Source organism: Leisingera sp. ABD4_442 (assembly GCF_056160905.1).
Map to the genome: position 1 here is coordinate 25593 of NZ_JBSWYB010000011.1, position 20843 is coordinate 46435.

General features: G+C 64.2%; 21 protein-coding genes. 11 read left to right on the forward strand and 10 right to left on the reverse strand.

Annotated features, from left to right (window positions below):
* The first annotated feature begins 52 nt into the window (after positions 1–52).
* Positions 53–1852, forward strand: a complete 1800-nt coding sequence (gene lepA / locus ACXAHG_RS10885) for a translation elongation factor 4 (protein ID WP_475057212.1) — start codon at positions 53–55, stop codon at positions 1850–1852.
* Between the two features lie 382 nt (positions 1853–2234).
* Here the strand turns inward: lepA and ACXAHG_RS10890 are convergent, their stop codons facing one another.
* Positions 2235–3353 (reverse strand): hypothetical protein, encoded by a 1119-nt coding sequence (locus tag ACXAHG_RS10890; RefSeq protein ID WP_475057213.1) that lies wholly within the window; start codon positions 3351–3353, stop codon positions 2235–2237.
* Between the two features lie 355 nt (positions 3354–3708).
* Between ACXAHG_RS10890 and ACXAHG_RS10895 the strand changes: the two genes are divergently transcribed.
* On the forward strand, positions 3709–3966 hold the full coding sequence (locus tag ACXAHG_RS10895; protein ID WP_475030703.1) for a hypothetical protein: 258 nt from the start codon (positions 3709–3711) through the stop codon (positions 3964–3966).
* Between the two features lie 72 nt (positions 3967–4038).
* Here ACXAHG_RS10895 and ACXAHG_RS10900 read toward each other — a convergent pair whose 3' ends face one another.
* Positions 4039–4176, reverse strand: coding sequence for an entericidin A/B family lipoprotein (locus ACXAHG_RS10900; RefSeq protein ID WP_475042052.1), 138 nt, complete (start codon positions 4174–4176; stop codon positions 4039–4041).
* Positions 4177–4348: 172 nt separating this feature from the next.
* On the opposite strand from ACXAHG_RS10900, the gene ACXAHG_RS10905 reads away from it, so the two are divergent.
* The 5 genes from ACXAHG_RS10905 to ACXAHG_RS10925 all read left to right on the forward strand — a co-directional run bounded on the left by ACXAHG_RS10905 (position 4349) and on the right by ACXAHG_RS10925 (position 8795).
* Positions 4349–4675: a TraR/DksA family transcriptional regulator gene (locus ACXAHG_RS10905; RefSeq protein ID WP_475057214.1), complete on the forward strand. Its 327-nt coding sequence runs from the start codon at positions 4349–4351 to the stop codon at positions 4673–4675.
* A 154-nt stretch (positions 4676–4829) separates the two neighbouring features.
* Positions 4830–5156, forward strand: a complete 327-nt coding sequence (locus tag ACXAHG_RS10910; RefSeq protein ID WP_475057215.1) for a TraR/DksA family transcriptional regulator — start codon at positions 4830–4832, stop codon at positions 5154–5156.
* 193 nt (positions 5157–5349) lie between these two features.
* The gene (locus ACXAHG_RS10915; RefSeq protein WP_475042057.1) at positions 5350–6003 is read left to right on the forward strand and encodes a protein-L-isoaspartate O-methyltransferase family protein; all 654 of its coding nucleotides are present in this window, start codon (positions 5350–5352) and stop codon (positions 6001–6003) included.
* Positions 6004–6140: 137 nt separating this feature from the next.
* Positions 6141–7565, forward strand: a complete 1425-nt coding sequence (locus tag ACXAHG_RS10920; protein ID WP_475057216.1) for a TolC family outer membrane protein — start codon at positions 6141–6143, stop codon at positions 7563–7565.
* 75 nt (positions 7566–7640) lie between these two features.
* Positions 7641–8795 carry a hypothetical protein gene (locus ACXAHG_RS10925; RefSeq protein ID WP_475057217.1) on the forward strand — a complete coding sequence of 385 codons (1155 nt, stop codon included), beginning with the start codon at positions 7641–7643 and terminating at the stop codon, positions 8793–8795.
* Between the two features lie 235 nt (positions 8796–9030).
* Here the strand turns inward: ACXAHG_RS10925 and ACXAHG_RS10930 are convergent, their stop codons facing one another.
* On the reverse strand, positions 9031–10485 hold the full coding sequence (locus ACXAHG_RS10930; RefSeq protein ID WP_475057218.1) for a cobyric acid synthase: 1455 nt from the start codon (positions 10483–10485) through the stop codon (positions 9031–9033).
* A 193-nt stretch (positions 10486–10678) separates the two neighbouring features.
* The gene (locus ACXAHG_RS10935) at positions 10679–10996 is read right to left on the reverse strand and encodes a DUF6280 family protein (RefSeq protein WP_008556013.1); all 318 of its coding nucleotides are present in this window, start codon (positions 10994–10996) and stop codon (positions 10679–10681) included.
* 219 nt (positions 10997–11215) lie between these two features.
* Here ACXAHG_RS10935 and efp point away from each other — a divergent pair, with 219 nt between their 5' ends.
* Positions 11216–11779: an elongation factor P gene (efp, locus tag ACXAHG_RS10940; RefSeq protein ID WP_065270015.1), complete on the forward strand. Its 564-nt coding sequence runs from the start codon at positions 11216–11218 to the stop codon at positions 11777–11779.
* A gap of 138 nt (positions 11780–11917) precedes the next feature.
* Here efp and ACXAHG_RS10945 read toward each other — a convergent pair whose 3' ends face one another.
* From ACXAHG_RS10945 to ygfZ, 3 genes are all read right to left on the reverse strand, one after another.
* Complete coding sequence (locus tag ACXAHG_RS10945; protein ID WP_475057220.1) at positions 11918–12454, reverse strand: hypothetical protein; 537 nt, start codon at positions 12452–12454, stop codon at positions 11918–11920.
* A 69-nt stretch (positions 12455–12523) separates the two neighbouring features.
* Positions 12524–13327 (reverse strand): fructosamine kinase family protein, encoded by an 804-nt coding sequence (locus ACXAHG_RS10950; protein WP_475057221.1) that lies wholly within the window; start codon positions 13325–13327, stop codon positions 12524–12526.
* A complete protein-coding gene (gene ygfZ / locus ACXAHG_RS10955) occupies positions 13324–14058 on the reverse strand; it encodes a CAF17-like 4Fe-4S cluster assembly/insertion protein YgfZ (RefSeq protein WP_475057223.1) in 735 nt (244 codons plus the stop codon). The genes ACXAHG_RS10950 and ygfZ overlap by 4 nt, the downstream gene beginning before the upstream one ends.
* Before the next feature lie 89 nt (positions 14059–14147).
* Between ygfZ and ACXAHG_RS10960 the strand changes: the two genes are divergently transcribed.
* The gene (locus ACXAHG_RS10960; RefSeq protein WP_475057225.1) at positions 14148–14828 is read left to right on the forward strand and encodes a TIGR04283 family arsenosugar biosynthesis glycosyltransferase; all 681 of its coding nucleotides are present in this window, start codon (positions 14148–14150) and stop codon (positions 14826–14828) included.
* Positions 14829–14865: 37 nt separating this feature from the next.
* On the opposite strand, the gene ACXAHG_RS10965 is transcribed toward ACXAHG_RS10960, so the two are convergent.
* Positions 14866–16728, reverse strand: a complete 1863-nt coding sequence (locus ACXAHG_RS10965; protein WP_475057353.1) for an ABC transporter ATP-binding protein — start codon at positions 16726–16728, stop codon at positions 14866–14868.
* 207 nt (positions 16729–16935) lie between these two features.
* Here ACXAHG_RS10965 and ACXAHG_RS10970 point away from each other — a divergent pair, with 207 nt between their 5' ends.
* A complete protein-coding gene (locus tag ACXAHG_RS10970) occupies positions 16936–18144 on the forward strand; it encodes a pyridoxal-phosphate-dependent aminotransferase family protein (protein ID WP_475057227.1) in 1209 nt (402 codons plus the stop codon).
* A 108-nt stretch (positions 18145–18252) separates the two neighbouring features.
* On the opposite strand, the gene ACXAHG_RS10975 is transcribed toward ACXAHG_RS10970, so the two are convergent.
* Both ACXAHG_RS10975 and ACXAHG_RS10980 read right to left on the reverse strand, forming a co-directional pair.
* The gene (locus tag ACXAHG_RS10975) at positions 18253–18447 is read right to left on the reverse strand and encodes a histidinol phosphate aminotransferase (RefSeq protein ID WP_475057229.1); all 195 of its coding nucleotides are present in this window, start codon (positions 18445–18447) and stop codon (positions 18253–18255) included.
* Between the two features lie 104 nt (positions 18448–18551).
* Entirely contained in the window at positions 18552–19661 is a 1110-nt protein-coding gene (locus ACXAHG_RS10980; protein WP_475057230.1) for a pyridoxal phosphate-dependent aminotransferase, read from the reverse strand.
* Positions 19662–19754: 93 nt separating this feature from the next.
* Between ACXAHG_RS10980 and ACXAHG_RS10985 the strand changes: the two genes are divergently transcribed.
* The gene (locus ACXAHG_RS10985) at positions 19755–20825 is read left to right on the forward strand and encodes an SMP-30/gluconolactonase/LRE family protein (protein WP_475057231.1); all 1071 of its coding nucleotides are present in this window, start codon (positions 19755–19757) and stop codon (positions 20823–20825) included.
* Positions 20826–20843 lie beyond the last annotated feature (18 nt).

Here is a 20843-nt window from a genome sequence, read left to right on the forward strand (position 1 = left end):
GACGGTATACGCCCGCTTGACCAACACAATAATCCAAATCATATGCCTCAGCATGACTGACCTCGCTCACATCCGCAATTTCTCCATCGTCGCCCATATCGACCATGGCAAATCCACCCTCGCTGACCGGCTCATCCAAGAGACCGGAACGGTGAAGGACCGCGATATGAAGGAACAGCTGCTCGACGCCATGGACATCGAGCGCGAGCGCGGGATCACCATCAAGGCCAACACCGTGCGCATCGACTATCAGGCGGACGACGGTGAGACCTATGTGCTGAACCTGATCGACACCCCCGGCCACGTCGACTTTGCCTATGAGGTCTCCCGCTCCATGCGCGCGGTTGAAGGCTCGCTCTTGGTGGTCGACTCGACCCAAGGGGTGGAGGCGCAGACGCTGGCGAATGTCTATCAGGCCATCGACGCGGACCACGAGATCGTCCCCGTCCTGAACAAGATCGACCTGCCCGCATCGGACTGCGACCGGGTGGCGGAGCAGATCGAAGATGTGATCGGTATTGATGCCACCGGCGCTATCCAGGTTTCGGCCAAGACCGGCCAGGGCATCCGCGAAACGCTGGAAAGCATTGTCCAGCACCTGCCCGCGCCCGAAGGCACCCGCGACGCGCCGCTCAAAGCGATGCTGGTGGACAGCTGGTACGACAGCTATCTCGGTGTGATCGTGCTGGTCCGCATCATGGACGGCGTCCTGAAGAAGGGCATGCGGGTCAAGTTCATGTCGAACAACACCCTGCACCACGTCGACCGCATCGGCGTGTTCCGCCCCGCCATGCAGGTGGTGGATGAGCTGGGGCCGGGCGAGATCGGCTTCCTCACCGCCTCGATCAAGCAGGTGCGCGACACCCGCGTCGGCGACACTATCACCAATGACCGCAATGGCACCGAAAAGGCGCTGCCGGGCTTCAAACCGGCCCAGCCAGTGGTGTTCTGCGGCCTCTTCCCGGTGGATTCAGCCGAGTTCGAAGACCTGCGCGACGCCATCGACAAGCTGGCTCTGAACGACGCCTCCTTCAGTTTTGAGATGGAAACCTCCGCCGCCCTCGGCTTCGGCTTCCGCTGCGGATTCCTCGGGCTTTTGCACCTGGAGGTGATCCGCGACCGGATCGAACGCGAATACAACATCGAGCTGATCACCACCGCGCCAAGCGTGATCTACCACGTCTACATGAAAGACGGGGAGATGATTGAGCTGCACAACCCCGCCGACATGCCCGACCCCTCCAAGGTCGGCCATATCGAGGAGCCGCGCATCAAGGCGACCATCCTGGTGCCGGACGACTACCTGGGCGACGTGCTGAAGCTCTGCCAGGACCGCCGCGGCATCCAGATGGACCTGTCCTACGCCGGCTCCCGCGCCATGGTGGTCTATGACCTGCCGCTGAACGAGGTGGTCTTCGATTTCTACGACCGCCTGAAATCGGTGACCAAGGGCTACGCCTCCTTCGACTACCAGATGACCGGCTACCGCGAGGACAACCTGGTCAAGATGTCTGTCTTGGTGAATGACGAGCCGGTCGATGCGCTCTCCACCATGGTCCACCGCGACCGGGCCGAGATGCGCGGCCGCGCCATGTGCGAAAAGCTCAAAGACCTCATTCCCCGCCACATGTTCAAGATCCCGATCCAGGCGGCCATCGGCGGCAAGGTGATCGCGCGCGAGACCCTCTCGGCGCTGCGCAAGGACGTGACCGCCAAATGCTACGGCGGCGACGCCACCCGGAAGCGCAAGCTTTTGGACAAGCAGAAAGCGGGCAAGAAGAAAATGCGCCAGTTCGGCAAAGTGGACATCCCGCAGGAAGCGTTCATTTCCGCCCTCAAAATGGACAGCTGAAGCTGACCATTTTCGAGGGCGCGCGGGCGAAAGCGGTTGGCGCAGCCAATTGCGTGCCCGCCCGGTCCTGTTCTGCGCCGGAAACACCACACATTCAAACGCAAGCAACACGGGGCCACGGCCCCGTTTTTCATGTCTGCGATTGCCAATGCCCCGCCCGGCCGAAAGGCCGGGCAGCGCCCGATCCGCCCCCACGGGTGGGCGCTATGCAGCATGCACAAAAAGTTGCACTGGGCGCTGTCAATTTCCTGCCCGCGTCCCGGCGTTTTGCTCAGTAAGAATTTCACCACACAATTACGGCGTACCGGGGCGTTGAGCCGCTCTCGTTGATCGCTTCGCGCTCTTTGAGAAGCCCTAAAATCTACTCTTGAAAGTCAAAACGTTAATTCTCGGTACTATTTTTTGCCTCTTCTTGAGGAACCGATGTCTTGGTCCATGTAGTCCAGGCCGTAGAGATTCGCTCTTCTAAGAAGGTAACCATCAAGGCAACAATGAGATTAAAAAGAACGATGGCGCCAAACCTGGTCCAACGTTTTTTGTAGCTGTCGTGTTTGCGGTCTCTGCGTCTAAGGTCCGCCTCGCTTAATGCGATGAAGCTTGGCTTGGGGCGGCGAATAGACTTAGTTGCGGATGAAATGAACGCACTGAAAAGTATGAAGAAAACTACTGATACAACCAATGAGACGACAATGTACTTCGCTATCTGACCGTTCACTAAGTATTCAGCAGCGAGTTCTAGAACGTCAGCGCTGTTTTCGGCTCCGTCCGTTTTGTATAAAAACTTAAAGAATGAGTCGATAATTAGGTTGACGATATATAGGCCGCAAAACAATGTGGTCACCATATCTAGTGGCCCGGCGGCTTTCTGAAGGAAGATCTCAGCTTTGCTAGGTTCTGCTAGTAATGTTTCAATATGCCCTTGGATGTGCCCCTCTAGGTCGAGGCCCCAAGAAATTTTAGAGTGGTTTATTGTGTATGTGATAAGTCCAAGGTTTCGAGTGTCTTCTGCCACGGCAAGTTGAACTTTATCCCCTGACAACCTCATTCGGCTGTCATTGGATACCATGTCGATAGTGTCTTTTGTGCTTTCAGAAGCACGAATGACGATGTCTACTTCTTGCTTTTCCGGGGTCTCAGACTCAGGAAAATTAATGAAGTACACTAAGTGGAGTGTTACGACAGTAGGGTAGCGGTTTCGCGTTTCCGTGTAGGCAGTGAAATCGGAGATGTTGGGAAACTTCCGCGAAGTACCATTATTATAATAAACAGCAAACTCACAGAAAGATGCAGAGCAACCATTTTGTTCTGAGACACGTTGGTCAATTAGGTGGTAGAAATTTTCAATGTCGTGACGGTTGAGGTCGAATGTGCCGCGAAAGGCGCCAAAAGTTATTTTGGCGTCTTTGGTTGCATTGCGAACAAGTGATCGAAATTGCTCGCCTTCGAAAGCTTCTGAAGGCGGACCATCAAATCGATTATCAGTCTGTGGAAGTCCATTCATGTGCCTCCTATACTACTTCGACGTGTATCGCATCAACCGGTAAAATAACTGTTACCAAAAAGCTCTGAGCTTCCTTGTTACACGCAACTGTACAAATGAGCGTTAAGCATCAAGAGTCAAGTGGTTTTTCTGATGCTACTTGGCGTCAATTGGGGTCGGTAGGGACGCTCAGTAGGTTCAAAAATTTCTTAACTTCAAACTGTTGTATTAGTCGAGTAAGGCAATTTAAAGGCGAAAGATGAGGCTTGCCCATGCGCCAACCTCCGCCGGTTCCGCCCATCCACCACCCATCCGGCTGAAAACCGGCCGCAAAACTGCTATCCTCCCTCCAGCCAAACTTTCGGAGGATGGCCCCATGACCACCAAAACAGTGAAACTCACCACCCTGGCCGCGGCGCTGTGCCTGCTGGCGTCGCCGGCGCTCTCCGGCCAGTGTCCGGCGGATATGGCCAAAATCGACGCGGCGATTGCCGCGGGCACCGATCTCAGCGAGGCCGATCTGGCCACGGTTCAGGAATTGCGCGACGAGGGCGAGGCCCTGCATGAGGGCGGCGATCATGCGTCCTCGGTCGCCATTCTGGCCGAAGCCAAGGCGATGCTGGGGATTGAATAACCCCGCACATGAAAACGCCCGGTGCCGAATTGCGAACACGGGGCCGGGCGTCTCTCTTGAGCTTAAAAAACCTTACAGCGCGTCCTGCACGTCCTGCGCCGCGCCGCTGATCGCGTTGCCGGCCTTGGAAATATCGCGCCCCGCGCCCTTGGCGGTCTCGCAGGCTGCCAGCCCCAGCAGCATCAGCCCAACGGCAAAAATCCGGGTCATGTCAAAGGCTCCTTATGTCCGTTCATCTGTCTCTGTTCATCTGCCGGACTGTCTAGCAAGCCGCGGCGGGGCAGGCCAGCCGCTTCGCCGCGGCAGCTGCCTTGACGCATATCAAGGCCCGCCCGGCGCCCCCGGCCTAACCTGCCGCTGAACCGCAAAGGAGGGCAGAGACATGGACCTTTCCACCCGCAAACAGGCATTGGAGGCGCGCCGGGCAGAGCTGACCGGGCATCTGACAGAGGTGGAGCACGCGCTGGATGCGCCGATGCCCAAGGACTGGGAGGACCGCTCCTCCGAGCGCCAGGGGGATGAGGTGCTGGAAAGCCTCGGCAAGGCAGAGCTGGATGAGCTGCGCGGCATTGACGCGGCGCTGGCGCGGATCCGGGCGGGGACCTATGGCGCTTGCGTGCGCTGCGGCGATCTGATTTCGGATGCGCGGCTGGACCTGCTGCCCGCGGCGCCGCTGTGCAAGACCTGCGCAGGCGCCGGCCCCGGCTGACCGGCCGTTTTCGGCTCAATCGCGGATTTACCAAAAGTTTGCAACTTATGGGGTAGTGCATTCCTTGTGAATCGCGAGTATCTTGATCTGGATCAAGGCTGCAGCCTTGCCCTTGCGGCAAGGTCCGCGAAAATTGAGCTGGAGGGTATGGACAATGGACTTTTCCGCCAGAAAACAATCGCTTGAGGTGCGCCGGACGGAGCTGGCGGGGGTGCTTTCCCACGCCGGGCTGGCGCCGGCAGCAGAGCTGCGCGGAGCTGGGACTGGAACCGGAACCGGGATCGAAGCCGGGCCTGCGCTGGCATCACGGGCTGCGGTCCCGGCCCGCGCCGGGCTCGAGGAGCTGCGCCGGATTGATGCCGCCTTGGCGCGTTTGCGCGAGGGGTCGTATGGCTATTGCCAGATCTGCGGCGATGACATGGGCGACGACTGGCTGGACCAGCGCCCGGCCTCTCCTTTCTGCAAAAGCTGCGCGCTTTAACGGGCGTCTTCACAGGAAGCATTCCGGCAGCCGGCCGCCCGCGGGGCGCGCCGGCTGTTCGGCGTGCCGGCGCCGTGCAGTTGCCCCGCTGCAGCGCTGCACTACTTTAGGTATTCGCGCAAAAGGCCCCGTTGCCGTGGTGCCCGGGATATGTCACAACCTGCCTGACCGACTGAACAAATGAGTTTAGCAGATGCCAGAATTCACTGAGCGCCGCCGCATGATGGTGGACACCCAGATCCGCCCGTCGGATGTCACCAAATACCCGATCATTGATGCGATGCTGGCGGTTCCGCGCGAACAGTTCGTGCCGGATTCCCAGCGCGAGGCGGCCTATGCCGACCAGAATGTGGACCTGGGGCAGGGCCGGGTGCTGGTGGAGCCGCGCACCCTGGCCAAGATGCTGGATGCGGTGGATCTGCAGAACGACGAACTGGTGCTCGATGTGGCCTGCGGGCTGGGCTACTCCACCGCAGTGGCCGCCCGGGTGGCGCAGATGGTGATCGGCGTCGAGGAAGACGAGGACATGGCAAACGACGCGCAGGCGCTGCTGTCGGAAACCGGCGCGGACAATGCAATCGTCCACACCGGCCCGCTGGCCGAAGGCGCGGCAGAGCATGGCCCTTATGACGTGATCCTGGTGCAGGGCGGGGCCGGGGAACTGCCCGCGGCGCTGCTGGACCAGCTCAAGGACGGCGGCCGGATCGCCGCGCTAATGATGACCGGCGCCCTGGGCGAGGTGAAAATCGGCTACAAAAGCGGCGGCCAGCTGTCCTGGCGCTTTGCGTTCAACGCCAGCGCCCCGGTGCTGCCGGGCTTTGCCGCGGCCCGCGAATTTGCGCTCTGACCTTTTGGGGCAGGCCGCGCAGCAGCCGGTCCGGCCGGCTGCGTGAACAGGACTGAGGCCGGGCGCCCTGTGCGGGGCGGCCGGAATGCATAAAACAAAAACCGCGGCTGGCGGCGCGGCAAAAGATAAGGCAACCGATGCGAATGAAATTTCCGGCGAGTGTGTTTAAAGCTTTTGTTTTTGCCGGCGGCGTGGCCGCCACCGTGCTGGTGCCGCTGAAGGCCGCGGCTGACAACCTGTCCGATGCAATGATCGGCGCCTATAAGACCAGCGGCCTGCTGGAGCAGAACCGGGCGCTGCTGCGTGCTGCGGACGAGGATGTGGCGATTGCGGTCTCCCGCCTGCGGCCGCTGATCGAATGGACCATCACCGCCAGCCATACCTATTCCCGCGGCACCAACAGCCTGGGTGCGTTCAGCGAAAACACCAGCAATGACCTGGCGACCCAGCTGCAGCTGACCCAGCTGCTTTATGACGGTGGTGAAACCCGGCTGCGCAAACTGGCCGCCCAGGAACTGGTGCTGGCCGCCCGCCAGCAGCTGCTCAGCATCGAACAGCAGGTGCTGTTCAACGCCGTGCAGGCCTATGTCGGCGTGCTGCAGGCGCAGGAAAACGTCGCCCTGCGCCGCAACAACCTGCGCCTGCTGCAGGAAGAGCTGAAGGCCGCCCAGGACCGGTTCGAAGTGGGCGAGGTGACCCGCACCGATGTCGCCCTGGCCGAAAGCCGGGTGGCGGCGGCGCGCGCCAACCTGACCGATGCCGAAGGCACCCTGCTGACCAGCCGCGCCACCTATCTGCAGGTTGTCGGCAACGTGCCGGGCGCCATTGCAGGCCAGCCGCGGCTGCCGTCCCGCGTGGTCTCGATCGACCAGGCGCAATCCATCGCGGTGCGCAACCAGCCGGACCTGCTGGGCCAGCAGCACGCGGTCAAATCCGCCGATTACCTGGTGGCCGCCGCCGCCAAGGCGCTGGGGCCAAGCGTCAGCTTCCGCGCCACTGCAGGCCTCAGCGAGGATGTGAACGACGGCACCGGCGTCAGCTCGGACGCCTCCGCCTCGGTTATCCTGTCGCAGGAGCTTTATGCCGGCGGGCGCAATGCGGCGACCCGGCGCCGGGCAATTGCCAGCGCGGACGCAGAGCGCGGTGCGCTGATCAACACTCAGCGCGCCGTGCGCCAGAACGTCAGCGCCGCCTATTTCAACGTGGAAACCGCGCGCGCCACCCTGATTTCCGCCAATGAGCGCGTCCGCGCCTCCAAGGTCGCCTTTGACGGCATCCGCGAAGAGGCCACCCTGGGCGCCCGCACCACGCTGGATGTTCTGCAAGCAGAGCAGGAGTACCTGGACGCGCAGACCGAACAGGTCAACTCGCGCGCAAGCCAGGCCACTGCCGCCTATCAGCTGCTGCAGGCACAGGGTCTGCTGACCGCCGAACACCTGGGCCTTGCGGTGGAAATCTATGACCCCACGCTCTACTACAACCTGGTCAAGGACGCGCCCGCTCAGCACAGCAAGCGCGGCAAGGATCTGGACCGGGTGCTCAAGGCCTTGGGGCGGAACTGACAATTCATCCTATCTGTTGTGCGGTGACGGGAAGGCCGTTACACTCTGACTCAAGAGGCAAGAGTGGTTTATAAAATGTCCGACCCAGTTACCCATGCTGAGATTGAAGATGTATTGTCCTCGATCCGCCGCCTGGTGAGCGAAGACACCCGCGGCGAACCTGCAGCACCGGAACCAGCCGCCCGGCTGGTTCTGACACCCGCCCTGCGGGTGCAGGAGACGGAACCTGAGGTTGCAGAGCCTGACGTTGCGGAACCTGAGCAGGGTTTTGCGGAGCCTGACCAGGACAGCGCAGGGGCTGGGGCGGATCCATTGGCCGTGCCGCAGGATCAGACCGCCGAGGCCCCGGTAGACCCCGCAACCGCTTTGCAGTTCGAACATCCCATTGCCTTCCGGCACCATCGCATCAGCCAGCCAGAAGCAGAAGCAGAAGCAGAAGCAGAAGCAGAAGCTGAGCCTGAGGCCGGACCTGCAGTCCCGGAAACCGCTGAATTCGATCCAGCGGCAGAGGACGCGCAGCCTCAGAATTGGGACGTTGCGCCGCAAACTGCGGCGGCTGAACCGCGTGTGGAGGCCGAAGCACCTGCTGAGGAGGAGGAGCTGAGGGCTGAACCGCCTGCGGCCGCTCCGCAGGCACCCTGGGCGGACCCGGCTGCTACGCTTTATGCCGCTGCAGCAGGCGCTGCGCCGGACAGCGCACCAGCTGGCAGCGCAACGGACGAACCCGCGGCAGACACCGCGGACCGCGGGACCGCGGGCGCCCGCGCCGCATCTGTGGTGCGCAAGATCGCTGAGCTGGAGGCCCGCGGCAGCCGCAGCCAGGAGGACGCGCCCCAGCATTGGGAACCGGACAGCAAGACCGAAGGCCCCTTTGCCAGCGCAGCTGCGGAGACCGCCATCGCATGGCAGGATGAGCCCGCTGCAGCCCCCCGTGCTGCCAAAGCGGCGCGGGACGGCGGTGCCAGCCTGGCGCCGGAGCCGGGCGTCAACGACGGCGATGCGATACCCCGCGCAGAAGACGTGGCAGAGGCTGCCTTTACCGGCGCCGCGCTGGAGGCGCTTGGTGAGGGCGGCGACAGCTATCTGGACGAGGACAGCCTGCGCGATCTGGTCGCCTCCATCGTCCGCGAGGAACTGCAGGGCCCCTTGGGGGAGCGCATCACCCGTAACGTGCGCAAACTGGTCCGCCGCGAAATCCACCGCGCCCTGGCAGCCCACGATCTGCTTTGATCCGGGCCGGGGCGGGATCAGGTTTCCGCTTCCGGCTCAAGAGAATAAGGGGGAGGAGCCTCCCCCTTTCCCAATCCCCTTCGCAGCCGGATGCCTATGGCGGACAAGCTTCCGCATCAAGGACGCTGCGCGCCAGCAAATCTGGCAAATCCTAGACGCAGAACCCTGTCCGCCATCTGACGGCATCAGCGAAGGCGGCGGAGAAAGGGGAAGGCGGCCCGCCCCGCGGCTGCGGTCAGGCCCGCACCGGTTGCGCCAGCGCCAGCAGCTGATCCAGGTCCATGTAACGCTCCAGGTGATCGGCCAGCGCGTCCAGGGTGGCGTCGACACCGTCTTCGTAACCGGCCAGGCTTTCATGCCCCAGCGATGCCAGCACGCTGGCGCGGAAGGCGTCTGCGGAAAACAGACCGTGCAGGTAGGAACCCTTGACGCGCCCATCAGCTGAGGCCGCGCCTTCCGGGCGGCCATCAATGCTCAGCCAGGCCCGCGCGCAATCGGCGCCCTCGGTGCGGCCCATGTGGATCTCATAGCCGCTGACAGCCAGGTTGCCGTCGCGGGTCACTGCCTCGGTCAGCGTCACCCGCTTTTCGCCGGCCATAACCGTGTGCACATCCAAGAGGCCCAGGCCGTCAACCTTGCCGGGCCGCCCGTCGACACCTTCGGGGTCGTCAATGGTCTTGCCCAGCATCTGATAGCCGCCGCACAGGCCCAGCACATGGCCGCCGCGGCGGTGGTGCGCCAGGATGTCGATGTCCCAGCCCTGCGCACGCAGGTAGTTGAGGTCGCCGATGGTCGACTTGCTGCCGGGCAGGATCACTAGATCCGCATCACCGGGCAGGGCGCGCCCCGGCGGCACGATCTCCACCGTCACCTCCGGCTCCGCCGCCAGCGGGTCCAGATCGTCGAAATTCGCCATCCGCTCCAGCTGTGGCACCACCACTTTGCAGGCGCCGCCCTGGCGCGAGGCAATGTCCATCATGTCCTCGGCCGGCAGCTTCCAGGCATCCCAGAACCACGGCACCACCCCCAGGCTGGGCCAGCCGGTGCGCGCGGCAATGTCGTCGCGGCCGCCGTCAAACAGGCTCAGGTCGCCGCGGAAGCGGTTGACCATGAAGCCGACAACCCGCTCCAGATCCTGCGGTTCCAGCACCGCATGGGTGCCGACGATCTGTGCAATCACCCCGCCGCGGTGGATGTCGCCGGCAATCACCACCGGCACCTCTGCCGCGCAGGCAAAGCCCATATTGGCAATATCGTTTTTGCGCAGATTGGTCTCCGCAGGCGATCCGGCGCCCTCGATCAGCACCAGATCCGCGTCCGCCGCCAGCCGGTGAAAGCTCTCCAGCGCCGCCTCCAACAGGCCCGATTTGTCGCGCATGAAAGAGCCTGCGCCTTGGGTGCCGCGGCGCTTGCCCTGCACGATCACCTGGGCGCCTGTATCCGTCTCGGGCTTCAAAAGCACCGGGTTCATATCGGTATGGGGCGCGCGCATCGCAGCCCGCGCCTGCAGCGCCTGCGCCCGGCCGATTTCCCCGCCCTCGGGCGTGACGGCGGCATTGTTGGACATGTTCTGCGGCTTGAACGGCGCCACCTTCAGCCCGCGCCGCACATAGGCGCGTGCCAGCCCCGCCACCAAAAGCGACTTGCCGACATTGCTGCCGGTGCCCTGGATCATGATTGCGCGTGCCATCAACCGCTCCCTGCCTGTGCCCCGCCGTTCAGGGGCTTGCATAGCAGGTTAGACGCCCCCGTCCATGGGGGCTGTGCCGCAAGCGTCCCGCAGGCGCCGCCGCGCGACAGGCTGACGCCGCGGAAAGCCCTGGCGCGCAAAAGAAAAACGCGCCCCATCGGGACGCGCTTTTCGAAACTGCAGGCAGAAGCTCTTAGGCGGCTTCAGCCTGCGCAGCGTTGCGGCGTTCGCTTTCTTCACGCGACAGCGCAACCGAGGTCCGCACACCGCGGCCCACAAAGTCCATCAGGCCTTCCACAACCCGTTCGTTCGGGTCGATACCGGCGCAGGACAGCACTTCGCGGCCATCGCGCGAGCGCGCCCAGCGGGCGATCTGTTCCGGGCCATTGCCGTATTTCTTGTCGTCGGCGATGGCATCATCCAGTGCGGCCAGGACAACCGCAGCAAACAGTTTGCGGGCACGGTTGCCTTGCTCGTTATTATAAGCGGTGCCGTCTACGAAATCTCGCATCTCGTATCCCTTGTTGTTCTTGCTATTGCAATTTTCGGCGTAGCGCTGCTTATGGCGGAATTGTGACGATTCGGATAGAGCGCAGATGCATAGCTTTCATGCAAATTGCGCATACCTTATTCACTCATCTTCCACACTATATCCTTGTCTTGCCAGCGCTCAGCCCGCCAGATATAGGGTCTTGCAAATTATCATCAACCATCTGAAAGGCATTTTCCCATGCCCAAGATCAACGGCAACGAAATCCGTCCCGGCAATGTGCTGGAACATAATGGCGGCCTTTGGGCAGCGGTGAAGGTCGACCACGTCAAGCCCGGCAAGGGCGGCGCATTCGCCCAGGTCGAGATGCGCAACCTGCGCAACGGCTCCAAGCTCAATGAACGCTTCCGTTCCGCAGACAAGGTGGAGCGCGTCCGCCTGGAGCAGAAAGACCAGCAGTTCCTTTATGAGAGCGACGGCATGCTGGTGTTCATGGACGCCGAGACCTATGAGCAGATCGAACTGCCGGCGGAACTGCTGGGCGACCGCCGCCCGTTCCTGCAGGACGGCATGACCATCGTGGTTGAATTCTACGAATCCGAGGCGCTGAACGCGACCGTGCCGCAGAAAGTCACCTGCAAGATCGTCGAGACCGAGCCGGTCGTCAAAGGCCAGACCGCGGCCAACTCTTTCAAGCCCGCGATCCTCGATAACGGCGTCAAGGTGATGGTGCCGCCCTTTGTCGGCCAGGACGAGATGATCGTGGTGAACACCGAGACCATGGAATACTCCGAGCGCGCCTGATCCAGGCCGCATCCGGAAAACGGAAAAGCCGCCCTCCCTCGGGGGCGGCTTTTTCTGTGTCTGCGCGGGGGGCCCAAGACTTTTCAAAAAGTCTTGGCAAAAGTTTTCAGAAAACTTTTGCACAGGCCGCCGGACGGTTCACCCGGCCGGCAGCGCCAGGCTGAAGCCGCATTCATCCATCATCTTGCCATAGGCTGCAGTAAACCCGCTGAGCGAGGCCTCATACAGCATGTCGCTGCCCGCCCAGATCTCCACCCAGCGGCCCTGTCTCATCGCCTGCAGCATTGGCAGGTGATCCCGGAACTGCAGCACGCTTTCCGCCTCCGCCAGGCCTTCTTCATTGATCCAGGCGTTGATCCCGGCTGCGATGGAAAACGTCCGGTCGAAGTCAAAGATGAAATCCACCGTGCCGCCCTGCTGCATCAGCGTCGGGTAATGGCGCGGCGCATATTCCTGCACCCTGGCCATCGGGTAGAAGGCGGGCGGGCCGGCATCGCCGGAAAACACCTCCAGCATTAACAGCGGATCGCCATCGCCGCCGGTCCAGGCGCGGCAGGCCGTATAGCTGTCCTGCTCCGTCTCATGCGGTTCGGTGGCGGCGTGCCAGTCCTTGAAACTCCAGTAGCCCGCCCAGGCAGGAGAGGCCGCCAGCACGGCGAAGCAAGCTGCAAACATCAGACGCATCAACTACCCTTTCAGCAAGTCCGGCGGAAACCCTAACGCAATCACGTGAACAGAGGCTTGTCAGAAGCCCAGCACCTCCAGCCGCGCCTCCACCATGCCGCGATAGCCGCTGCCGAACAGCCGCAGATGCACCAGCGCGGGCCACAGCTGATAGAGGGGGCGGCGCGCCTCGTGTCCCGGCTCCAGCGCACCGTATGCGCTGTGAAACGCGGCAGGCGGCGCGCCAAACAGATGCAGCATTGCCAGATCCACCTCGGCGTCGCCCCAGTAACAGGCCGGGTCGATCAGATAGGCGGCGGGTCCGCTGAACAGCACATTGCCGCTCCACAGATCGCCATGCAGCAGGGCGGCAGGCGGTGCTGCGGGCAGCAGTTCAGGCAGGCGCTTGCACAAGGTCTCAACCCGCAGCCGCAGGTCGCGGGGCAGGGCGTCCGGGGCTGCCAGCAGGCGGCGGCTGGCCCAGAACTCCGCCCAGTTATCCTGCGGCGTGTTGGGGATCGCCACCGGGCCAAAGGCATAACCCTCCGCCCAGCCATAGTGCGGCCCGGTTGCGGAATGCAGCTGCCGCAGCGAATGCCCCAGCGCCTGCCAGCCTGCGGCGCCGGCCGCGGTCTCCTCCAGCGCTTCCATCAGCAGCACCTGACCGGCGGCGCCCAGAACCTCGGGCGCAGGCGCGCCCGCGTCCCGGATCGCGCGCAGCATCGCAGCCTCCACCGAAACCAGCGGGCCGGTTTTGGCCACCACGTGGCGGCCGTCCGTCAGCTCCAGAAGCTGCACCTCCGATAGGTCGCCGCCATGCAGCGGGCGGGCGCGCAAAACCTCGGCACCCAGCAGGGACAGAACGGTATCGTTCAGCCCGCTCACGCGTGCCAGGTGACGCGGGCGTCCCCGGCCTGCATCTCCCCCTTGGCGCGGTCAAACCGCAGATAGGCAATGCCCTTGCCGCCCGACTGGGTGAACAGCGTGCCCACGGGTTTGCCGCCTGCGGTGATCTCCGTCCCCACCGGCGCCGCGCCCTCGACATCCACCGTGCGCAACCCCTTGCGCAGCTCGGTCTTGTGCTTCATCCGCGCGGTCACCTCCTGGCCGACATAGCAGCCCTTGCGGAAATCAACCCCGTTCAGCGCCTCGAACCCGGCCTCCAGGATATAGCTCTCCGGCCCCAGCTCAACGCCTGTTTCGGGGATGCAGTGCGCCACCCGGATTGTGTCCCAGTCGCTGCCGTCATCACCGCCCTCAGCCCCATAAAGCCGCCAGCCCATATCCCCGTGGCGAGGATCAGCCAGCGCGCCCTCCGGCCTATCCCCGGTGCCGCGCTTTACTTGCAGCTCCGTCATCTCCACCTGCACATCGGCGCGCAGCCGGTACATGTTCAGCCGCTTCATCAGCCCCTCGGCCAATGACGCCTCCACATCCAGCAGTACCGCATCGCCGTCAGCCGCCAGAAAGAAATCCGCGATGTATTTGCCCTGCGGCGTCAGCAGCGCGGTGTAAACCAGCCCGTCCTCCAGCCGGTCCACATTGCTGGTCACAAGCCCCTGCAGGAAGCTCTTGGCGTCGCTGCCACTCAGGCGCAGGATGCGGCGGTCGGTCATCTGGTCTCTCCAAAGGCGTTTCACTGCTTGGCCCAGTGATATAGGAAGCAGGGCGGAAGAAAACAGCAAATCCGCCTCAAGGAGCCCCCATGCCCGCGCCGGTCAGCATCGTGATCCCCACCCTGAACGCGGCTGAGGAGCTGCCCGCCACGCTGGAGCACCTGATGGAGGGGCTGGCGGCAGGGCTGATCCGCGAACTGGTGGTGAGCGACGGCGGCTCCACGGATGCCACCCGCGCCATTGCTGAAGCGGCGGGCGCCGAATGGATCAGCGGCGCGCCCTCGCGCGGCGGCCAATTGCGCCGGGGCTGCGCGGCAGCGCAGGGCGAGTGGCTGCTGGTGATCCACGCCGACACCCACCTGCAGCCGGGCTGGGCCGCATCGGCGGCGCAGCATCTGGCAGAGGGGCAGGGCAGCCCTGCCTGTTTCCGCCTGAAATTCCGGGCGCGCGGGCTGATGCCCGCCTGGGTGGCCGGCTGGGCCAACCTGCGCACCCGGCTGTTTGCGCTGCCCTACGGTGATCAGGGCCTGCTGATCCGCCGCGAAACTTATGAGGCCGCAGGCGGCTATCCCGACCAGCCGCTGATGGAGGATGTGGCACTGGTGCGCCGCCTCGGCACCATAACGCTGCTGCCCTGCGCGGCACTGACCAGCGCCGCGCGCTACCAGCGCGCAGGCTGGCTGCGGCGCGGCACGCGCAACCTTTGGACGCTGATGCGGTATTTTCTGGGGGTAAAGCCGGAAACCCTGGCAAAGTCCTACAGCAAATAACTGTTTTGCCCGGCCCTCAGCATGAAACGGAAGTTGCTTACCCGAACACCTTCTTCGCAAAGCGGCGGAACCAGCGTTCCTTGCCGCGCCGGGCGCCGCCGGGCACCTGCTCCGCCTGGGCTGCAATGCCCGCGGTATCCACCACCGTCTTGCCGTCCTGGAATTGCAGCCGGTAGAGATCGGCATAAAGCCCGCCGCGCGCCAGCAGCTCGTCATGGCTGCCCTGATCCACCACCTGGCCGCGGTCCATCACCACGATCTTGTCGGCATTGCGGATCGTCGACAGCCTATGCGCAATCACCAGCGTGGTGCGTCCGCCCGCCAGCCTGTCCAGCGCCTTCTGCACCACCTTCTCGGACTGCGCATCCAGGGCTGAGGTCGCCTCGTCCAGCAGCAGCACCGGCGTGTTGCGCAGCAAGGCCCGCGCAATCACCACCCGCTGCCGCTGGCCCCCCGACAGGGCAGAGCCGCGCGGCCCCACCCGTGTCTCCAGCCCGTGTTCCAGCTTGGGCAGGAAATCCGCCACATGCGAGGCCTCCAAGGCGGCCTGCAGTTCCTCGTCGCTCACATCGGTGCGGCCCAGCACGATGTTCTCGCGCAGGGTCTCGTCAAACAGCATCGCATCCTGGGTGACGACCGAAAACAGCCCGCGCAGATCGGCGGTGTTCAGGTCGCGCACCTCAACCCCGCCCACGGTGACAGAGCCCGCCTGCGGGTCCACCATCCGGGTCAGCAGGTTGAAGATCGTCGATTTGCCGGCCCCCGACGCACCCACCAGCGCGGTGGTCTTGCCGGCCTCCGCCTCCAGCCCCAGCCCGTTCAGGATCTGCGCATCGCCATAGCTCAGGTCCACCGCCTCCAGCTTGATCGCGGGCAGGCCTTGCGGCGCCGGCTTCGGCTGGTCTGGCTCGCTCAGCAGGATCGGCGCGTCCAGCAGCTCCTTGATCCGCTCCAGCGCCGCCGCCGCGCCCTGCCACACGCCGGAAATATTGGCCAGCCGCCGCATCGGCTCAAACGACAGCCCGATCGAGGTGAAGAAGCTCATGAACTGACCGACGGTCTTTTCGCCCGCAATGATCTCGTTGCCGCCATAAAGCAGCACCGCCATGAAGCCGACACCGGCCATAATGTCGGTCATGCCCGAAATCGAGGAGGTGCCAAAGGCCGCCTTGACCTCGGATTTGACAAATTCGTCCTGCCGCTCGCCAAAGCGGCGGGTCTGATACTCTTCCAGCCGGTTCAGCTTGACCGGCACGATGCCGTGGAAAATCTCGTCCAGCCTTGTGGCCAGATCAGCGCCCAAATCGCGGGCGCGCGACGCCTTCTTGCGCACATAGCGCTGGATGGTGGAGATCGGCAGCAACAGCACCGGCACCCCGATCAGCAGGATCAGCGTCCAGCGCCAGTCGATGCTGAAGGCCACGCCCAGCACCGCCACCAGTGCCACCAGATCACGGCCCGCGCCGGTGATCACCGCCTGCCAAACCGCATTGATCGCGCCGACGTCGCTTTGCACCCGCTGCAGCAGCAGGCCCGGCGGGTGCTGCTGGTGAAACGCCGGGTCCTGGCGGATCAGGCGGGCCAGCATGTCCTTGCGCAGATGCGCGGCAGAAGTCTGCGACACCTTGCTCAGCAGCACCTTCTGGGTGACGCTGGAGACGCCGCGCAGGGTGAAGATCGCCAGGAACGCCAGGCTGACCCAGACCAGCGCATTGGTGTTGCCCGCAACAAACACCAGGTCGAACATCGGCTGCATCATATAGCCAAGCGCGCCCATGGTGGCGCCCTCCACCAGCATGAAGACCACGGCAATGCCCAGCAGACCGATGTAATGGCGCAGGTATCCGCGCCACAGCCAGCCGAACAGCTCTTTTGAGGACTTGTGCGGTTTCTGGCTCATCTCGGCGCTTTCCGGCGGGAAATTCGTGTCATTGCGGGCCTTTCCCTGTCGTTCCAGCGCCATTTAAGCAGCTGGGGGGCAGGGCGCAAGCACTTCGCCGTGACCCTGCGTCAGCGGGAATTGACCCTGCGCCGCTGCCGGCTACTGTGCCGCCATGGATCAACTGCGGCGGCTTTCTTCCCGCCCGCGCCGCAAGGAACATCAGACATGAGCGGATCACTGAACCTATCGGCAGGCCGGCCCTATCTGGCGATCCCGGGCCCGTCGGTTGTGCCCGATCAGGTGCTGCAGGCCATGCACCGCCCGTCGCCCAACATCTATGCCGGCGAGCTGGTAGAGATGACCGCCGCCCTGATCCCGGACCTGCGGCGGGTGGCGCGCACGGATCATCACGCGGCGATCTATATCGCCAACGGCCACGGCGCCTGGGAGGCGGCGCTGCAGAACACCCTGCAGCCCGGCGACCGCGTTCTGGTCCCCGCCTCGGGCCGCTTTGCCATCGGCTGGTCGGAAATGGCCCAGGGGCTGGGGATCGAAACCGAGGTGCTCGATTTCGGCACCAGCGCCCCCTGGGACATGGGCCGCATCGCCGATGCGCTTGCCGCCGACACGGGCCACCGCATCAAGGCAGTGCTGGGCGTGCATGTTGACACCTCCAGCTCGATCCGCAACGACATCGCGGCCCTGCGCAGCCTGTTGGATGCGGCAGGCCACCCGGCGCTGCTAATGGCCGATTGCATCGCCTCTTTGGGGTGTGAGCAATTCGAGATGGACGATTGGGGCGTCGACGTGATGGTCACCGCCAGCCAGAAGGGGCTGATGATGCCGCCGGGGCTCAGCTTTGTGTTCTTCAACGAGCGTGCCGCCGCGGCGCGGGCCGCATTGCCGCGCATCAGCCGCTACTGGGACTGGGCGCCGCGCGCCAACCCGGAGGAGTTCTACCAGTATTTCGGCGGCACCGCGCCCACCCATCACCTCTATGGCCTGCGTGCGGCGCTGGACATGATCCACGGCGAAGGCATTGAAAACACGTGGAAACGCCACGCTCATCTGGCCCGCGCCATCTGGGCGGCCTGCGAGGCCTGGGGCGCGGACGGCCCGCTGCGGATGAATGTGGCGGACCGGTCTTTGCGCTCCCACGCGGTCACCGCACTGCACATCGGCGCGCCGGATGGCACCCGGCTGCGCGGCTGGGTGGAGCAGAACCTGGGCCTGACGCTGGGCATCGGCCTTGGCATGGTGGCCCCCAAAAGCCCGGAATGGCACGGCTATTTCCGGCTGGGCCACATGGGCCATGTGAACGGTCAGATGGTGATGGGTCTTCTGGGCGGCATCCAAACCGGCCTCACCGCGCTGGATGTTCCGCACGGATCAGGCGCGCTGGAGGCGGCTGCACAGGTATTGGCGGGCCGCTGAATGCTGGCGCGCCATTGAATACCAGCGGGCCGCTGAGGCCCCGTTTGCACAGGCCGCCCCCGTCTGCAAAACCCGGCCCCCGTTTGCAGCGCCGGGCGTGCGCGGGCGTCACGCCTTTTGCGAATTCAGGCGGATTTCCAGCCTGGTGATGAGATGGTTGATCAGTACCGCCAGCACCAGCACGGGCACCAGCCCGTAAATCACCCAGACCACAAAGAAGATCCACATCAGGTTGATCCCGGCAAACATGATGGCAGCGGTAAAGAAATCCGGCATTCCGTCCGGCAGTTCAGGGTCACGCATGACAATTCTCCCGGTGTTACCCCTTGATGGTAGCCCGGAAGGGGTGAATGTCCGGTAAAACCGCCGCGATCACAGCGCCTGCCGGCAGGTTTCAGCCGCCGCCCTCAGCCCGCCCGCGCTGCGGCCAGCGCCTGCGGCAGCGCCGCGGCAAAGGCGTCCAGCTCCGCCTCCGGCCCGCAGCTCACCCTTATGCAGCGGTTCTGCGGCGCGGCAAAGGGCATCCGCACAAAGATCCCCTGATCCACCAGCCCCTCCAGCACCATCTTGGCAAAGGCCCCGTCCCGGCCGCAGTCGATTGCCACGAAATTGGTGGCAGAGGGCAGGGCGGCCAGCCCGTTCTCTGCCGCAATTTCTGCAATCCGCACCCGCGCAGCCTCAATCTGCGCCAGCACCTTTGCCAGCCAGTCCTGATCCTGCAGCGCCGCCAGCGCCCCCGCCTGCGCCGCCCGGTTCATGCCAAAGTGATTGCGCACCTTGTTGAAGGCGGCAATCAGCTCCGGATGGCCGATGGCATAGCCCGCCCGCGCGCCCGCCATGCCATACGCCTTGGAAAAGGTCCGCATCCGGATCACCCGCGCATCATCGGCACTGATGGGCGCCGCGGTGCCCTCCGGCGCGCATTCCACATAGGCCTCGTCCAGCAGCAGCAGGCAGCCATCGGGCAGATGGTTCAGCGCCGCGGCAATCTCCGCGCCCTGGTGCCAGCTGCCCATCGGATTGTCCGGATTGGCCAGATAGACGATCTTGGCATCCACCTCAGCCGCCCTGGCAAACAGCGCCTCGAAATCCTCGCGGTCGTCCTTGTAGGGCACCGTATGGATCATTCCGCCAAAGCCCGCCGCATGATAGTTGAAGGTCGGGTACGCCCCCAGCGAGGTCACCACCGCATCGCCCGGCCCAACCAGCAGCCGCAGCAAATAGCCCAGCAGCCCGTCAATGCCTTCGCCCACGATGATATGCGCCGGGCTCACCCCGTGATGACCCGCCAGCGCCTGGCGCAGCTCATGGCTCTCCGGGTCGCCGTATTTCCAGATCTCTGCCGAGGCCTGCGCCATCGCCTCCAGCGCCCGGGGCGAGGGGCCGAAGATATTCTCATTCGCCCCCAGCCGCGCGGCAAACGCCGCGCCGCGGGCACGCTCCTGCGTTTCGGGGCCGACAAAGGGCACGGTGGCGGGCAGCGATTGCGCAAGCGGGGTATAGCGGGGACCAGTCATGGCGGCAGATAACCCCAAGCCGCCAGGCGGAGCAAGGCTTGCGTCCCGCCCGCTGCCTGCGCAGTCTGCCCCCAGTTCAACAAGGATTCTTTCATGCGCATTGCCCTGGCCCTGCCGGCCGCCGCCCTCGGCTACCTCCTGTTCTGGCCGGTGCCGGTCGAGCCCATCGCATACACCCCGCCCGAGGCCCCGGGCTTCACTGGCGATTACGCCGAAAACAATGCGCTGGACGCGGCCCGGCTGATCCAACTGCCAGACGGAGACCTGGGGCCGGAGGACATCGCCCAAACCCCGGACGGCGCCATCTACACCACCAGCCTCGCAGGCAATCTCTACCGCATCGACGGGGCTGAGCCGGTGCTGGCGGACAGTCTCGGCGGCCGCCCGCTGGGGCTCAGGGGCGGCCCGGACGGCGCGCTTTATATCGCCGACAGCTTCCGCGGCATCCTGCGCTGGTCCGGCCCCGGCAGGCTGGAGGTGGTGGCGGACAGCGTGGGCGGCGCCCCGATCGTCTATGCCAACCAGCTGGATGTGGCCCGCGACGGCACCATCTATTTCTCCAACTCGTCGGACCGCTTCGACCCGGAAACCCTGGGCGGCACCAAGCCAACTTCGATCCTGACGATCTGGGAGCAGTCAAACACCGGCTATGTGGCGCGGATCAAACCGGACGGCACCGTGGAAAAAATCGCCACCGGCTTTGTCTACACCAATGGCATTGCCCTCTCGCCGGACGAAGACTTCCTGCTGATCAACGAAACAGGCCGCGCCCGCGTCCACCGGCTCTGGCTCAAAGGGCCGCGCAAGGGCGAGCAGGAGGTGTTCCTGGACAATCTCCCCGGCTACCCCGACAACCTCGAGGCCCAGGGCGACGGCACCTATTGGCTCGCCTTCGCCAGCCCGCGGGTGCCGTCGGAAAAACTGATGCCCTATCCGTTCCTGCGCAAAGTCATCTGGCGCCTCGGCCCGCTGGTGCGCCCGGCCCCCATCCACCGCGGCATGATCATCCAGGTCGACGGGCAGGGCAACGTGCTGCGCACGCTGCAGGACCCGGACGGGCGCCTCGGTGTCACCACCGGCGGCAGGGTGATGGACGGGCAGCTCTACATCATGACCCTCGAGTCGCCGTTCTTCGCCCGGATGCCGCTGCAGCCCAGACCCTGACCCCGCGCTCCTGACCTC

What these genes read in the sequence shown, in the direction of transcription:
- ACXAHG_RS10960 (WP_475057225.1), top strand. Translation starts at nt 14,148, where the DNA reads ATGCCCGCGCCGGTCAGCATCGTGATCCCCACCCTGAACGCGGCTGAG.
- ACXAHG_RS10985 (WP_475057231.1), top strand. Translation starts at nt 19,755, where the DNA reads ATGCGCATTGCCCTGGCCCTGCCGGCCGCCGCCCTCGGCTACCTCCTG.
- ACXAHG_RS10915 (WP_475042057.1), top strand. Translation starts at nt 5,350, where the DNA reads ATGCCAGAATTCACTGAGCGCCGCCGCATGATGGTGGACACCCAGATC.
- ACXAHG_RS10935 (WP_008556013.1), bottom strand. Translation starts at nt 10,996, where the DNA reads ATGCGAGATTTCGTAGACGGCACCGCTTATAATAACGAGCAAGGCAAC.
- ACXAHG_RS10905 (WP_475057214.1), top strand. Translation starts at nt 4,349, where the DNA reads ATGGACCTTTCCACCCGCAAACAGGCATTGGAGGCGCGCCGGGCAGAG.
- ACXAHG_RS10925 (WP_475057217.1), top strand. Translation starts at nt 7,641, where the DNA reads ATGTCCGACCCAGTTACCCATGCTGAGATTGAAGATGTATTGTCCTCG.
- ACXAHG_RS10920 (WP_475057216.1), top strand. Translation starts at nt 6,141, where the DNA reads ATGCGAATGAAATTTCCGGCGAGTGTGTTTAAAGCTTTTGTTTTTGCC.
- ACXAHG_RS10975 (WP_475057229.1), bottom strand. Translation starts at nt 18,447, where the DNA reads ATGCGTGACCCTGAACTGCCGGACGGAATGCCGGATTTCTTTACCGCT.
- ACXAHG_RS10980 (WP_475057230.1), bottom strand. Translation starts at nt 19,661, where the DNA reads ATGACTGGTCCCCGCTATACCCCGCTTGCGCAATCGCTGCCCGCCACC.
- ygfZ (WP_475057223.1), bottom strand. Translation starts at nt 14,058, where the DNA reads ATGACCGACCGCCGCATCCTGCGCCTGAGTGGCAGCGACGCCAAGAGC.
- ACXAHG_RS10900 (WP_475042052.1), bottom strand. Translation starts at nt 4,176, where the DNA reads ATGACCCGGATTTTTGCCGTTGGGCTGATGCTGCTGGGGCTGGCAGCC.
- ACXAHG_RS10910 (WP_475057215.1), top strand. Translation starts at nt 4,830, where the DNA reads ATGGACTTTTCCGCCAGAAAACAATCGCTTGAGGTGCGCCGGACGGAG.
- ACXAHG_RS10945 (WP_475057220.1), bottom strand. Translation starts at nt 12,454, where the DNA reads ATGTTTGCAGCTTGCTTCGCCGTGCTGGCGGCCTCTCCTGCCTGGGCG.
- ACXAHG_RS10895 (WP_475030703.1), top strand. Translation starts at nt 3,709, where the DNA reads ATGACCACCAAAACAGTGAAACTCACCACCCTGGCCGCGGCGCTGTGC.
- ACXAHG_RS10890 (WP_475057213.1), bottom strand. Translation starts at nt 3,353, where the DNA reads ATGAATGGACTTCCACAGACTGATAATCGATTTGATGGTCCGCCTTCA.
- lepA (WP_475057212.1), top strand. Translation starts at nt 53, where the DNA reads ATGACTGACCTCGCTCACATCCGCAATTTCTCCATCGTCGCCCATATC.
- ACXAHG_RS10965 (WP_475057353.1), bottom strand. Translation starts at nt 16,728, where the DNA reads ATGAGCCAGAAACCGCACAAGTCCTCAAAAGAGCTGTTCGGCTGGCTG.
- ACXAHG_RS10930 (WP_475057218.1), bottom strand. Translation starts at nt 10,485, where the DNA reads ATGGCACGCGCAATCATGATCCAGGGCACCGGCAGCAATGTCGGCAAG.
- efp (WP_065270015.1), top strand. Translation starts at nt 11,216, where the DNA reads ATGCCCAAGATCAACGGCAACGAAATCCGTCCCGGCAATGTGCTGGAA.
- ACXAHG_RS10970 (WP_475057227.1), top strand. Translation starts at nt 16,936, where the DNA reads ATGAGCGGATCACTGAACCTATCGGCAGGCCGGCCCTATCTGGCGATC.